The organism is Speluncibacter jeojiensis, from assembly GCF_029589495.1.
Lineage (GTDB): Bacteria > Actinomycetota > Actinomycetes > Mycobacteriales > Mycobacteriaceae > Speluncibacter > Speluncibacter jeojiensis.
In genome coordinates, this window is sequence record NZ_JAAIVF010000001.1 from 161,479 (window position 1) to 175,355 (window position 13,877).

Sequence of the window (13,877 nt, forward strand, 5' to 3'; positions counted from 1 at the left end):
GCTGTCGCAACTCCTTTCGGCGCAACAGTTTTGGACTCATCGGTCCTGCACGCCGAACCGGCGGCGACCGCGCCCGCCGGGCAGCCCGGAGCGGTGCTCGCCTCGGCATCGCTGCCGTCGGATCTGTGGTTGGCGGACGCCGGCGCCGCCCACCGGATGACCTACGACACCACCGGTCCGCACGGCGTGACCCCGTGCACCGGAATGGTTTTCGTGCCGAAGGGTCCGGCTCCGCCAGGAGGTTGGCCGGTGATCGCCTGGGCGCACGGCACCACCGGCGACGGTGATGCCGACGCGCCGTCCCGCAACGGTGTCGACCCGTATTCCGCTCCCTACGTGAATGATTGGCTCCGACGCGGCTACGCGATCGCGGCCACCGACTACATAGGCCTCGGCACCCCCGGAGTCCCGCCCTATCTGGACGGCACCGCGGCTGCGCACGCGGTGATCGACTCCGTGCGCGCCGCCCGCGCGATCGAGCCGGATCTGTCCCGGAGGTGGGCCGTCGTCGGCCTGTCCGAGGGCGGCCAGGCCGCCGTGTTCACCGGCCACCTCGCCACCGCATACGCCCCCGAGCTCGACTTCCGCGGCACCGTCGCCAACGGGGTTCCGTCGAACATCGACACGCTCTCGGCGCTGGCCGGCCCGTGGTTCCCTCCGCGCGGCATGTTCGCGGGCCTGACCAATTTCATGTCGTTCACGATCGCCGGCTTCCGCGACGCACACCCGGAGATCGACGTGAACAGCTACCTGACGCCGATCGGACGCAAACTGGTCGACGCGGCGCCGACGATGCCGTATGTGCAGTTCGCCCCGCTGAGCGCGCACGTGTCGGTCGCGCAGATGCTCACCCGGTCGCTGAACGATCCGGCGCTGCAGGCAGCGATCCGCCGCTATCTACAGATACCGCTGTCGGGTTACGACCGGCCGCTGCTGATCGTCCAGGGCGCGAGCGACGACGAGGTGCCGCTGCCCTTGACCCGCACACTGGTCACCGAGATGGACGGCGCCGGTTCGCACCCCGACTTCCGGGTGTATCCCGGCGGGCACGTGGAGAGCATGTACCAGGCCGAGGGTGCGGCACAGCAGTTCGTCGCGGCTCTGTTCCGGTAAGCCGAAAGCCGTCTGACGCCGCGCGACACTGCGTTAACTTGACCGCATGCGCACGCGAACGAGCGTCCAGATGGTGGCGGTGCTGGCAGCGGCGGCAGTCACGCTGATCGGGCCGGCCACGGCCGCCACAGCCGCTCCGCCGGCCGCTTCACCGTCTTCGGGGCCGGTCGTCGCAACGCAGTCCACCGGTGCGCCCGGCGCTGTGGTCTCGTCCGAACCGCTACCCGCCGAACTGTGGTTGGCCGGGTCCGGGGACGCCTACCGGATGACGTACCTGACCACCGGGCCACGCGGCGTCACCCCGAGCACCGGCATGGTGTTCGTCCCCAAGGGATCCGCCCCTGCCGGGGGGTGGCCGGTGATCGCCTGGGCGCACGGCACTGTCGGCGACTCCGACTTCGATGCGCCGTCACGCACCGGCGTCGATCCCGAGACCCGCGACTTCGTGGCGAGTTGGCTCGGCCGCGGCTACGCGATCGCGGCCACCGACTACATAGGCCTCGGCACCCCCGGAGTCCCGCCCTATCTGGACGGCACCGCGGCTGCGCACGCGGTGATCGACTCGGTGCGCGCCGCCCGCGCGATCGAGCCGGACCTGTCCCGACGGTGGGCCGTCGTCGGCCTGTCCGAGGGCGGCCAGGCCGCCGTGTTCACCGGGCACCTCGCCACCGCATACGCGCCCGAGCTCGACTTCCGCGGCACCGTCGCCAACGGGGTTCCGTCGAACATCGAGACGCTCGTACCCCTGGCCGGGCCGTGGTTCCCGCCGGGCGGACTGTTCAAGGGTCTGACGAACTTCATGACATTCGTGTTCGCCGGGGTACGCGATGTACACCCCGAACTCGACGTCGACAGCTATTTGACGCCGATCGGGCGCAAACTGGTCGACGCCGCGCCGGTGCTCCCCTACAACGAGTTCAAGAAGCTCAGTGCGAACGTGTCGGTCGCGCAGATGTTGTCGAAGTCGCTGAACAACCCGCAGGTGCTCGCCGTGCTGCGGTCGTACCTGCAGGTACCGGTCTCAGGCTACGACCGGCCGCTGTTCATCGCCCAAGGCCTGACCGACCAGGTGGTGCCCATCCCGCTCACACTCAAACTGATCGCGGACATGAACGCGACCGGCACGCATCCCACCTTCCGGATCTACCCCGGCGACCACATCGGCAGCATGTTCCAGGCGGAGAACGACGAGGCGGCGTTCGTGGCCGGGCTGTTCGGAGGCGGCGCGCCGGGGCCGAGCGGCTCCCTCGGATCCGCCGGGACGGGATCGACCGGCACGCGGTGACCGTCCAGCGGAATTCGCCCTCGCAGCCGGTGCCGGATGACGGCTACGGTCCGCACGCGGGCCGACAGTCCGCCCGAACGCCGACGTCAGGAGCACGATGACCACCACGATGCCGTACGCGACCCTCCCCGGAACCGACCTCTCCGTCTCACGGGTATCCCTGGGCTGCAACAACTTCGGCGGTCGACTCGACGCCGACGGGGCGCGCGGCGTGGTCGACGCGGCCCTCGGCAACGGGATCAACTTCTTCGACACCGCCGACGCCTACGGCCAGGGCGCCTCCGAGGAACTGCTCGGCCTCGCCCTCGCCGGCCGCCGCGACCAGGCCGTCGTCGCAACAAAGTTCGGCCTGCCCATGGGCGAGAACGACCGCGGCTCCTCTCCCGCGTACGTCCGCCGCGCATGCGAGGCGAGCCTGCGCCGACTGCGCACCGACCACATCGACCTCTACTACCAGCACGCGGCCGACCCGGAGGTGCCGATCGAGGACACCCTCGGCGCCCTCGACGAGCTGGTGCAAGCCGGCAAGGTCCGACACATCGCAGTGTCGAACAGCTCGGCGCAGCAGATCGCCGAGGCGGTGCACACCGCCCAGGATCGCGACCTGCCACGCTTCGTCGCCGCCCAACTCGAGTGGAACCTGCTCGAACGCGAGGTGGAGAACTCATTGGTCCCGGCCTGCGAGAAGCAGGCGATGGCCGTGATCCCGTTCTACCCGCTGGCGGCCGGCATGCTCACCGGCAAGTACCGCAAGGGCCAGCCGTTCCCGCCGGGGTCGCGCTTCGACAAGGTGGAGTACTTCGCCGCCACCGCCACCGACGAGGCCCTGTCGAAAGTCGAGAACCTGCTCGAACTTGCCCGCAAGCTCGACCGCCCGCTCTCCGAACTGGCACTGGCCTGGCTGGACTCGCGTCCACAGATCGCGTCGGTGCTCGTCGGTTCGTCCTCGCCCGCGCAGGTCGAGCAGAACCTGACCCACCTGCAGCGCCCGCTCGACGTCGACGAAGTCGCACTCGTCGACGAGTTCCTCGCCGGCCACTGACGGAACGGGGCCGACAGCCGGTCGCGCCGGATAGGTGCTCAGTCGGGGCGCACGGTCGTCCGAGCGAGCAACCGGCGCAGCACCGGGAGCGCAGCCTCGGACGCCGCGAGCACCAGCACCACCCCGACCGCCAGCGCCGCGGCGAGAAAAGCAGGCCCTGCGGGGCGGCGGTGACCGCGGCCCCGAGCAGCGGCGAGACGAAAGCCAACCCGAGTCCCGCGGCGACCCCGCAGGTCAGCAGCAGCGGCCACAGTGTTGCGCGGCGTGCCCGGTCGAGCACCCCGGGCGGCGTGCCCGCCGGGTGCAGCAGCGCATAGGTGCGGCGCAGATCCAGCGTGTGTGCCACGTGCGCGATCCCCGCCGACACCGCCGCGACGACGAAGGCGACGGCGAGCGTGAGCAGCGCACCGGCCGGCAGGTCGGCGAGCAGCCCGCGCAATGCCTCGCCGCTGTCCGCGTAACTGCTCACCGCGGACCCCGGCACCACACCGGTCATCGCGGTGCGCACCTGATCGGACAGGGCGGCGCCGTCACCAGGGCGCGCGCCACGGCCACCCGCTGGGCCTGACCGCCGGGGAGTTCGCCGGGTCGGCGATCCTGCAGCCCGTCGAGTCCGAGCGGGGCGAACAGCGCGCCGGCCCGGGCGACGGCGTCACGGCGCCGGACGCCGCCCGGCATCAGCGGCAACGCCGCGTTCTCCACGGCGGTCAGTTCCGGCAGCAGTTGCCCGAACTGGAAGGCGAACCCGAAGGTGCTCCGGCGCAGCAATGTCCGTTGCCGGTCCGACATCCGCGCCAGCGAATCGCCGCGCAGGGCGACGTCGCCGTCGTCCGGGGTGAGCACGCCGGCGAGCACGTGCAGCAGCGTGGACTTGCCCGATCCGGAGGGTCTGACGATCGCCACCGACTCGCCGTCACAGACCGAGACGCTCACGCCGTCGAGAGCACGGGTGGTGCCGAACGACTTGACCAGGTCACTGCCGCAGAGCAGTTCGGGCAAGCGATCCATGGTCGTCGACGGTACCGGGCCGGCACGGCGGCGGGCCAGGCACAGCGGCCGTTCGGACACAGCAAACGAGGCGACCCCATGATGGGATCGCCTCGTTGTCGGTGGAGCTAAGGGGACTCGAACCCCTGACCCCCACACTGCCAGTGTGGTGCGCTACCAGCTGCGCCATAGCCCCGTGTTCAATTGTGGCGGCCTCGCGGACCGCCTTGCGTTGCGGGAACGAAGTTACACCATGCCCGCACCGCCGACCAAATCGGCGGTGCGGGCACCGGTGGCGGCTACTTGGTCAGCGAGGAAAGCCAGTTCGGATCGCTGACGTCGACCTTCTGGTCGTTGTGCAGGATCGTCGGCGTACCGACCGTGCCTATCTTCTGCTGCAGCTCGTTGATGCCGAACTCCGCCGACTGCCGGGCCATGTCGACCTTGGCGCCCGAGGAGACGCACTCGACCGCCTGCGGCGACGCCCCGGCGTTCTTGGCGATGTCCGCCAGCTGCGCGTTGCTCAGGTCGGTGCTGCCGCCCTCCTCCGGTTGCGTGCCCGGCTCGAACAGCATGGTGCGGAACTTCGAGTAGGCGGGACCGTCACCGGTGTCGGCGACGCAGATCGCCGCTCCGGCGGCCCGGTCGGAGTAGTCCTTGCTCGCCGAATGCGAGTTGAGGAAGTTGAGCATGTGGTAGCGCACCGCGATCTGACCGGTGTCCACCGCCTCCGCCACGGCCTGGCCGTAGATCCGCTCGAACTGCGCACATGCGGGGCACATGAAGTCCTCGTAGGCGTCGATCGTCGTCTTCGCGTCGACCTTGCCGACCCGGATGACCCCGTGGTCCATGACCTGCACGGCCGCGTTACGGACCGTGCCGTAGCCGGCGTTCTGGGTCTTGTTCTTGTTGCCCTGCCAGACGACCAGCCCGATCACCACCGCCGCGATCACGACGATCGCCAGTCCACCGAGAACGTAGGTGGTGGTGCTGGACTGCGGTTGCGGGTTGTACTTGGCGGCCTTGACCTTCTTCGGCGGCTTCTTGCCGGGCTGGTTGGCGCTCAATTCTCACGTCCTTCGTCAGCGATGGGGTCGAGCTCTGCAGAGTGTGCCAAAGCCTGCGGATCCGCCGAGCCCCCGACCTCCGGATCGTCCGTCGCGAGAACCCGCGGGCGCGAGCGCGGCCCGAGCGACCACGGGGCGTGCGGGAAGAACATCAGCCACACCGCGAGCGCAAAGAAACCGAGGTCACGGGCAATCTCGGAGGCGTAGTCCCAGCCGTCGACCCCGGCGACCGCGCCGCCGCCGCCGAAGCAGCCGCAGTCGATCGACAGGCCCCGCGCCCAGGACGACGCGATCGCCGCGATCAGTCCGAGCAGCACCACGCCCGAGATCGTCGCGGCCACCCGGGTGCCCAGGCCGATCAGCAACAGCAGGCCCAGTGCGAGCTCGAGCGCGGGCAGCCCGAGCGCGACCGGATGCACCAGCGACTCGGGCAGGATCTGATACGCCCGCACCGCGAGCTCGGTCGTGTTGGGGTCGGTCGCCTTGATCCACCCCGACGTCAGCCACACCGCGGCCAGCCCGAGCCGGGCCAGCACGCTCACAATCCGGATCCACACCGGGTCGAGGATACCGGCGAACCGTGCAGAACCGCCGCTACCAGGCCCGTCCGCCTCCCCGACTTGACGGCAGCGTTATGGTCGAATCACAGAGTTCGGTTAACCGAACTCTGGTCTGAGGCCAGGCAAACCGCAGAGCCACCCCACCACGCCGCGCCATCGGCACCACATCAGACCGAAAGGCAGCGGTGACCACCTCACAGACCGTTCGCCGACCGCGCCGGGCCGCCGACCGCGCGCGCCTGGCGACACTGCTCGGTCCGGCCTTCGTCGCCGCGATCGCCTACGTGGACCCGGGCAACGTCGCGGCCAACGTCACCGCCGGAGCGAAGTACGGCTATCTGCTGATCTGGGTGCTGGTGATGGCCAACGCCATGGCGGTGCTGGTGCAGTATCTGTCCGCGAAGCTCGCGCTGGTCACCGGTCGCTCACTGCCGGAACTGCTCGGCGAACGACTGGGCGAGCCCGGTCGGATCGCATTCTGGACCCAGGCCGAGATCGCCGCCGCAGCAACGGATCTCGCCGAGGTGATCGGTGGAGCCATCGCACTGAACCTGCTGTTCGGGGTACCGCTGGTGGTCGGCGGCCTGATCACCGGCGCGGTCTCCATGGTGCTGCTGTCGGTGCAGAACCGCCGCGGTCAGCGACAGTTCGAGTTCGTTGTCATCGGCCTGCTGGCGGTCATCACGCTCGGGTTCGTCAGCGGACTCGCCTTCACCCACGTGTCCACCACCGGCGTGCTCGGCGGGCTGGTGCCCCGCTTCGCCGGCCGCGAGACCGTGCTGCTGGCGGCCAGCATGCTCGGCGCGACCGTGATGCCGCACGCGATCTACCTGCACTCGGCGCTGACCCGCGACCGGCACGGCTCCCCCTCCACCGAGCCCGCCCTGCGCCGGCTGCTGCGCGCCACCAAGTGGGATGTCGTCGCCGCGCTCGCCGTCGCGGGCACCGTCAACATCGCGATGCTGGTGCTGGCCGGCGCGGCACTGCGCGGCCATCAGGGCACCGACACGATCGCCGGGGCGCACTCGGCGATCTCGGCGACGCTGGGGCCGGCGGTGGGTGTCGTCTTCGCGGTCGGACTGCTGGCGTCCGGGCTGGCCTCGACCGCCGTCGGTTGCGCGGCCGGCGCCGAGATCATGCACGGCCTGCTGCGCGCCCGGATCCCGATGCTCGCCCGTCGGACCCTGACGCTGATCCCCGCGCTGATCGTGCTCGGGATCGGCGTCGACCCGACCCTCGCGCTGGTCGTGAGCCAGGTCGTGCTCAGCTTCTGCATCCCGTTCGCGCTTGTCCCGCTCGCCCGGATGACCTCGTCGTCCGCCCTGATGGGCGCGCAGCGCAACAGCCCGACCGCCACGCTCGCGGTGTGGGCGACCACGGCGGTGATCGTGCTGCTCAACGCCGCACTGATCTGGTTGACGATCACCGGCGGCTGACCAGGCACCGTTGACGCAGACGGTGCCACGGGTCTACCAATGGAAAGGCAGAACGCATCAGGGGAGAGTTCAGCACTCCGGTTTTTCGATGGCGGGTTTATCGATCGCGCACGGATCAGTCCAACAGCGACGGGGATCGACACCGATGAGAACCAGGATCAGGCGTTTACCACTTCTGTTCGCCGTCGCGACGGCACTCGCGATGATGCTCTCGACCGTGAGCGGTCCCCCGCCGGCCGACGCGGCCACCCCGATACTCCCGGCGCCCGATCCCGATCCGTTCTACTCGGCCCCGCCCGATCTCGCCGCCCACCACAACGGCGACATCCTGCGCGTGCGGCAGGTCGACGTGGGCCGCTACGGACCGGCCAACGGGTGGCAGATCCTGTTCCGCTCCAGCAACTCCCAGGGCGCACCGATCGCGGCGATGACCACCCTGATGGTGCCGTTGATGCCCGCCGCGCACCGGCCGCTGATGTCCTACCAGGCGATGATCAACTCGCTGGGCCTCGAGTGCGCTCCCTCGCACGAGTTGCTCCGCGGCACAGTCCAGGAGGCGCCGGCGCTGACCGCGATGCTGCTGCGCGGCTGGGCGGTCGCCGTGCCCGATCACCTCGGGCCGGAGAGCGAGTACGGCGCCGCGCGACTCGGCGGGCAGATCGTGCTCGACGGGATCCGCGCGGCCGAGGCGCTGCCGCAGGCCGGTCTCGGCGGCAGTCCCATCGGGCTGGCCGGGTACTCCGGCGGGGCGATGGCCACCGCCTGGGCCGACGCGCTGGCGCCGACCTACGCCCCGGACCTGCGCATCGCCGGGGTCGCGGCCGGCGGGATCCCCGCGAACATGATCGACATGGCCCGCGGACTCGGCGTCGCCCCGCACCCGCTGTTCGGCCTCGGCTTCGCCGCCGCGATCGGACTCGAGCGGGCCTACCCGCAGCAGGTGCCGCTGAGCAGCCAGCTCAACCCGCAGGGCGTCGCGTTGCGCAACGAGATGGCCAACATGTGCACCCAGCAGATCATCGACGTGGGCGCGAACAAGGACGCGCAGCAACTCTCCACCACCACCGACCCGCTGATGAGCCCGTCGGCCCGCGCGGTCCTGGCCGAGAACAGCCTCGAGTACTACCCCGGCGCGCCCACCGCCCCGACCTTCGTCTGGCAGGGCGGAGCCGACGTGCTCGTCCCGGTCGGCGCCGTCGACCGCACCGTCGCGCACTGGTGCCGGGCGGGTGACCGGGTCGACTACGCGCGACTGCCCGGGCTCGACCACGGCCCGGCCGGGGTGATCGGCTTGCCGCAGGCGATCGCCTACATGGAGGGCCGGTTCGACGGCGCGGCACCGCCGTCCAACTGCTGAGCCCGACCCGCAGCGACGGCGGCCGGCCCCGTGTCGGGACCGGCCGCCGCAGCGTCCGCGTCAGTGCGCGGCCGCCACCGCCCCCTCCGGCGCGTCCGGCAGCAGCCCGGGCCGCACCAGCACCGCCGCGACGACCGCGCCGACCGCGAAAATTCCTGCGGCCCACCAGAACGTGGTCGTGTAGCTGTGCACGGCCGCGAGCGCCGCCGTGTGCGGCGTCGGCGCGCGCCCCACCATGAAGTCGCTCATCGCGGTCGCGGCGATCGTGCTCAGCAGCGCCGTGCCGATCGACCCGCCGACCTGCTGCATGGTGTTGACCGTCGCGGACGCCACGCCCGAATCCTCCGGCCGCACACCGGTGATCGCGCTCTGCATGCTCGGCGCGAAGACCATGCCCATGCCGGTCCCGGTCACGACCAGACCCGGCAGGATGTGCACGGCGTAGGTGCTGTCCAGCCCGATCCGGGTCAGCATCAGCATGCCCAGCGCGGCCACCACCATGCCCGCCGTCATCAGCACGCGCGGCCCGATGCGCGGCAGGAACACCGCGGTCGACGACGTCGCCGCGACCATCATCCCGGCGACCATCGGCAGGAAGGCCAATCCGGTGACGATCGGGGTGTATCCCAGCACGGTCTGCAGGTAGAACGTCAGGAACAGGAACACCGCGAACATGCCCGAGCCGGTGAGGAACACCGAGAGGTAGGCCCCGCCGCGGGTGCGGTCGAGGATGATCCGCAGCGGCAGCAACGGGTGCTCGACGCGCCGCTGCAGCCAGGCGAACACCCCGAGCAGCACCACACCGGCAGCCAGGAACGCGACCGTGACCGCGTTGCCCCATCCGCTCGATTCGGCGTGCGAGAAGCCGTAGACGACCGAGAACAGCGCCGCCGACACCGCGAGGGTTCCCGGAATGTCCAGTCGCGGACGATGTTCCGACGGCGTGCGGTCGAGCAGGTAATAGGCGCCGATCAGGGCAAGCAGCGCGAACGCCAGGTTGACGTACAGGCACCAGCGCCACGACGCCCACTCGGTGAGCATGCCGCCGAGCAGCAGTCCCAGCGCACCGCCGCCGCCGGCGATCGCACCGAAGATGCCGAACGCCTTGGCCCTTTCGTCGGCACGGGTGAAGGTGACGGCGAGCAGCGACAGCGCCGACGGCGCGAGCAGCGCGGCGAATGCTCCCTGCCCGGCGCGCGCGGCGACGAGCATGCCGAAGCTGCCGGCCGCGCCGCCCACGGCGGACATCACCGCGAAGCCGACCAGTCCGATCATGAATGTGGTGCGCCGGCCGAACAGGTCGGAGAGCCGGCCGCCGAGCAGCAACAGGCTGCCGAAGGCCAGCGCATAGGCGGTGACCACCCATTGGCGGTCACCGTCGGAGAACGCGAGCGAGTGCTGCGCGGCCGGCAGCGCGATGTTCACGATGGTGGCGTCGAGCACCACCATCAGCTGGGCCAGACCCAGCACGCCGAGCGAGAACCAGCGCAGACGGTGGTGGTTGCCCGTGCGACCAGGCGGGGTCGCGGTCCGGTCGACTGTTGTCGTTGTCATGGGAAATCCTCACCGGGATCGGGGTGGCCATCGGGAGACTCCGTGGCCGGAGGGACGGGTAGTCTGGGTGAGAGTGAAGCGGAGGAAGAACCTCCACTTGCAACACCGTACACCGAACCGGAGGCAATGTCTCCACTTATTTTTCGACCGGGAGATTCGGCCGCGACCTTCGACGACAGCGACGTTTCCACCGAGACCTTCCGGATACCAGGCATCATGGACACCGTGAGTACCGTCACCGGGCGCCCGCTCCGCGCGGACGCCGAACGCAATCGTCAGCGGATCCTCGACGCCGCCGCCGACCTCTTCGCCGCCGAGGGCCTGGACGTCACCCTCGACGACGTGGCCCGGCAGGCCGGCGTCGGCGTCGGGACCGTCTACCGGCGGTTCGCCAACAAGCAGGAGCTGGTCGACGCGCTGTTCGAGCGCACGCTCGAGGAGATGGAGACCAAGGCCCGCGAGTGCCTCGCCGACCCCGATCCCTGGCATGCGCTGGTGGCCTTCCTCGAGTACTCGTGCCTGACGATGGCGGTCAACCGCGGACTGGGCGATGTCATCACCGACCGGATGACGGACCTGCAGCGGATCAGCTGCACCCGTGAGCGGATCACACCGGTGATCGAGCAGATCCTGGTCCGCGCGCGGGACGCGGGCACGCTGCGGGCCGAGGCCGAGGTCTCGGACTTCTTCGCGCTGATCCGGATGATCGAGGCCATCGCCGACTTCGCCCGCCCGGTCAATGCCGAGGTGTGGCGACGCTATCTGGCGGTGATGCTCGACGGGCTGCGCAGCGACGACCTGCCGCGGTGCCCGCTGCCGGTTCCGGCGCTGACCGAGAACCAGATCATGCAGGCCAAGCAGCACTGCGCCGGCCGCCGCCGCTGACCGCACATGCGCAGCACGAAGGCCCCGGACCGTGTCGGTCCGGGGCCTTCGTCCGTGGAGCTGCCGGGAATCGAACCCGGGTCCTCCGCCGCGTCACCAGGGCTTCTCCGTGTGCAGTTCGCTATGTCTCTACTTGGATCTCCCGGTCTCGCGAACCAGCCGAGATGACGATCCCAGTCGCTGTTGGTTGTCCCGTACGACTCCGCGACCGGGCCGGACGGTGAAGCCCTCTAGCTGATGCCAGTACCCGACCCGAGGGCGAGATCGGACTGACAGACACGCTTCGCTACTTAGGCAGCGAGAGCGTAGTCGCGCTGATTGGAATCGGCGCTTAATTGGTTGCAACGACGCTTACGGTGGTCTCTTGCCTGCACCGACACGCTTCCCCTGACTCAACGTACGCAGTCGAAACCGTTCAGCCCCGTACGCCCCGGTGTCTCTCACCGGGCCACCAACTGTAACGCTTTCCCCCGACAGAGTCATCCCGGTTTTCCGGGCACACGATCAGGCCCCCGGCGCCGTGCCCGTTTCAGTGCGCGAAGGCCACCTTCAGCACGACGATCACCAGCGCGACCACGACCAGTCCCAGACCACCGAACAGGGTGGCGCCGGTCGGTCGGGTGCCGCGCAGCCGGGTGATCACCACCGGGATCCCGGCGAGCCTGACCACCAGGTAGAGCTCCGCGAGGAGGTGGCCCAGCCGTGGGGTCAGCCAGCCCTGCCAGACCGTCACCAGCACCAGCACGGGGATCACGGCGGACGTCAAGATCGGCAACGAGTCGCGCAGCAGCCGCGACAGCGGCTCCGGGCTGCCGCGCACCTGGTCGCCGACGCTCTCCGCGAACAGGTGCGCGAGGAAGGTCGAGAAGCTGGTCCCCACCACGATGAGGATGCCGGCGGTGTCACTCTTGGACAGTGTCAGCGGGACCAGCGCGGCCAGGATGAGGATGTTGCCGTAGACGTAGGCGGAGATGCGGCCCGCGGCCTCACCCGGCGTGACCTCCGACGAGGTGAGCCACCGCCACCCGCGCTGCACCGCGTCGGTGGCGGCGGCCGCGGCCGGCGCCTGCGCATCGGGCGCGGGTCGGGTCAACGCATCCCCTTGATCCGCCGGCCCAGCTCCCGGGTGACCTCGCGTTCCGCGGTCCGGCGCGCGATGTCCTGCCGCTTGTCGTACGCCTGCTTGCCCTTTGCCAGCGCGAGCTCGACCTTGACCTTGCCCTCGGAGAAGTACATCGACAGCGGGACCAGCGTCAGGCTGCCCTCGTGGGTCTTGCCGATCAGCGTCTGGATCTCCCGCTTGTGCAGCAGCAGCTTCCGGTTGCGACGCGGCGAGTGGTTCGTCCACGTGCCGTGGGAGTACTCGGGGATGTGCAGCCCACGCAGCCACACCTCACCGTCGTCGACGGTGGCGAAGGCGTCGACCAGCGACGCCTTGCCCTCGCGCAGGCTCTTGACCTCGGTGCCCACCAGCGCGACGCCCGCCTCGTAGGTGTCGATGATCGCGTAGTTGTGCCGCGCCTTGCGGTTGGTCGCGATGACCTTGCGGCCCTTCTCTTTCACGTCTGTGCCTCTTGTGCTGGGACCCTTGCGGATCCGGTGTCGTCGATTACTGCCCCACCTTACGGTCCGGGGCAACCGATTATTGCCGCACGTAGAGGCGCAACGTGACGTACGCCGTCACCGCGGCCAGCGCCCCGCCGATCAGCACCAGGAACGGAGACACCAGCAGGATGTCGGAGTTCGAGATCTTGGCGACGATGTTCGCGTTGTAGACGTCACCGAGCACGTTGTCGACGAAGACGTTCTTCGCGGTGAACAACCCGACGATCGCCAGCACGGAGCCGACCACCGCGGCGACCATCGCCTCGAGCAGGAACGGTAGCTGCGTGTACCACCTGGAGGCGCCGACCAGTCTCATGATGCCGACCTCCGTGCGTCTGGTGTACGCCGCGATCTGGATCATGTTGGCGATCAGCAGCAGCGCGCCGATCGCCTGCACGATCGCGATCGCGAACGCCGCATTCCGGACGCCGTCGAGCACCGAGAACAGCCGCTGCACCAGATCCTGCTGGTTGCGCACGCTCTGCACGCCCGGACGGTTGGCGAACTGGTCGGTGATCACCCCGAACCGATTCGGGTCGGTGAGCTTGACCTTGAACGATGCGGGCAGCGACTCGGGCCGCACCAGCTTGATCAGCTCGGGGGTGTTGGCGAAGCTGCGCTTGTAGATCTCGTAGGCCTGGGCACGGTTGACATACGACACCGACTGCACGCCGGGAGTGTTCTCCAGATCGGTGCGCAGCGCCTCGCAGGTCGCCTGCTGGCAGCCCGGGTCGTTGCTCGACAGGTCGTCGTTGAGGAAGACCTCGACCTCGACACGGTCCAGGTAGATCTGCTGGGTCTTGTTGGTCATCTGCACCACCAGCAGGCCCGCGCCGAACAGGCCGAGCGAGATCGCGGTGGTGAGGATCATCGCGATCGTCATGGTCAGGTTGCGGCGCAGGCCGCTGAGGACCTCGCTGAAGATGAAACTTGCGCGCATGGGGTGTGAAGATCCTCTGGGGTCGGGGACGTACCGGTGGCCGGGG

The 13,877-nt window shown here is 69.6% G+C and carries 13 protein-coding genes, 1 tRNA gene and 1 other RNA gene; 6 read left to right on the top strand and 9 right to left on the bottom strand.

Annotated elements, in window-relative coordinates; all coding sequences use genetic code 11:
• Positions 1 to 30: 30 nt before the first annotated feature.
• The 3 genes from G4X40_RS00775 (at position 31) to G4X40_RS00785 (ending at position 3,440) form a co-directional block, all read left to right on the top strand.
• On the top strand, positions 31 to 1,113 hold the full coding sequence (locus G4X40_RS00775) for a lipase family protein (protein WP_277829545.1): 1,083 nt from the start codon (positions 31 to 33) through the stop codon (positions 1,111 to 1,113).
• 46 nt (positions 1,114 to 1,159) lie between these two features.
• Positions 1,160 to 2,398 (top strand): lipase family protein, encoded by a 1,239-nt coding sequence (locus G4X40_RS00780; protein ID WP_277829546.1) that lies wholly within the window; start codon positions 1,160 to 1,162, stop codon positions 2,396 to 2,398.
• A gap of 97 nt (positions 2,399 to 2,495) precedes the next feature.
• Positions 2,496 to 3,440 carry an aldo/keto reductase gene (locus tag G4X40_RS00785; protein ID WP_277829547.1) on the top strand — a complete coding sequence of 315 codons (945 nt, stop codon included), beginning with the start codon at positions 2,496 to 2,498 and terminating at the stop codon, positions 3,438 to 3,440.
• Between the two features lie 492 nt (positions 3,441 to 3,932).
• Here G4X40_RS00785 and G4X40_RS00790 read toward each other — a convergent pair whose 3' ends face one another.
• The 4 genes from G4X40_RS00790 to G4X40_RS00805 form a co-directional block, all read right to left on the bottom strand.
• Positions 3,933 to 4,448 carry an ABC transporter ATP-binding protein gene (locus tag G4X40_RS00790; protein ID WP_277829548.1) on the bottom strand — a complete coding sequence of 172 codons (516 nt, stop codon included), beginning with the start codon at positions 4,446 to 4,448 and terminating at the stop codon, positions 3,933 to 3,935.
• A gap of 102 nt (positions 4,449 to 4,550) precedes the next feature.
• Positions 4,551 to 4,623: transfer RNA gene (locus tag G4X40_RS00795), tRNA-Ala, on the bottom strand.
• Between the two features lie 103 nt (positions 4,624 to 4,726).
• Positions 4,727 to 5,494: a DsbA family protein gene (locus G4X40_RS00800; protein ID WP_277829549.1), complete on the bottom strand. Its 768-nt coding sequence runs from the start codon at positions 5,492 to 5,494 to the stop codon at positions 4,727 to 4,729.
• On the bottom strand, positions 5,491 to 6,051 hold the full coding sequence (locus G4X40_RS00805; RefSeq protein ID WP_277829550.1) for a MauE/DoxX family redox-associated membrane protein: 561 nt from the start codon (positions 6,049 to 6,051) through the stop codon (positions 5,491 to 5,493). Before G4X40_RS00805 ends, G4X40_RS00800 begins: the two co-directional genes overlap by 4 nt.
• A 188-nt stretch (positions 6,052 to 6,239) precedes the next feature.
• Here G4X40_RS00805 and G4X40_RS00810 point away from each other — a divergent pair, with 188 nt between their 5' ends.
• Positions 6,240 to 7,490, top strand: coding sequence for an Nramp family divalent metal transporter (locus tag G4X40_RS00810; protein WP_408642081.1), 1,251 nt, complete (start codon positions 6,240 to 6,242; stop codon positions 7,488 to 7,490).
• A 145-nt stretch (positions 7,491 to 7,635) separates the two neighbouring features.
• The gene (locus G4X40_RS00815; protein WP_408642082.1) at positions 7,636 to 8,847 is read left to right on the top strand and encodes a lipase family protein; all 1,212 of its coding nucleotides are present in this window, start codon (positions 7,636 to 7,638) and stop codon (positions 8,845 to 8,847) included.
• A gap of 60 nt (positions 8,848 to 8,907) precedes the next feature.
• Here G4X40_RS00815 and G4X40_RS00820 read toward each other — a convergent pair whose 3' ends face one another.
• Positions 8,908 to 10,401 carry an MFS transporter gene (locus tag G4X40_RS00820; protein ID WP_277829552.1) on the bottom strand — a complete coding sequence of 498 codons (1,494 nt, stop codon included), beginning with the start codon at positions 10,399 to 10,401 and terminating at the stop codon, positions 8,908 to 8,910.
• A gap of 216 nt (positions 10,402 to 10,617) precedes the next feature.
• On the opposite strand from G4X40_RS00820, the gene G4X40_RS00825 reads away from it, so the two are divergent.
• Positions 10,618 to 11,286: a TetR/AcrR family transcriptional regulator gene (locus tag G4X40_RS00825; RefSeq protein WP_277829553.1), complete on the top strand. Its 669-nt coding sequence runs from the start codon at positions 10,618 to 10,620 to the stop codon at positions 11,284 to 11,286.
• Positions 11,287 to 11,338: 52 nt separating this feature from the next.
• On the opposite strand, the gene ssrA is transcribed toward G4X40_RS00825, so the two are convergent.
• The 4 genes from ssrA to ftsX all read right to left on the bottom strand — a co-directional run bounded on the left by ssrA (position 11,339) and on the right by ftsX (position 13,831).
• Positions 11,339 to 11,709: a transfer-messenger RNA gene (gene ssrA, locus G4X40_RS00830) on the bottom strand.
• Positions 11,710 to 11,815: 106 nt separating this feature from the next.
• Positions 11,816 to 12,379: a hypothetical protein gene (locus tag G4X40_RS00835; RefSeq protein WP_277829554.1), complete on the bottom strand. Its 564-nt coding sequence runs from the start codon at positions 12,377 to 12,379 to the stop codon at positions 11,816 to 11,818.
• A complete protein-coding gene (gene smpB / locus G4X40_RS00840) occupies positions 12,376 to 12,849 on the bottom strand; it encodes an SsrA-binding protein SmpB (protein ID WP_277829555.1) in 474 nt (157 codons plus the stop codon). Before smpB ends, G4X40_RS00835 begins: the two co-directional genes overlap by 4 nt.
• A gap of 79 nt (positions 12,850 to 12,928) precedes the next feature.
• Positions 12,929 to 13,831, bottom strand: a complete 903-nt coding sequence (gene ftsX / locus G4X40_RS00845) for a permease-like cell division protein FtsX (RefSeq protein WP_277829556.1) — start codon at positions 13,829 to 13,831, stop codon at positions 12,929 to 12,931.
• Positions 13,832 to 13,877: the final 46 nt, after the last annotated feature.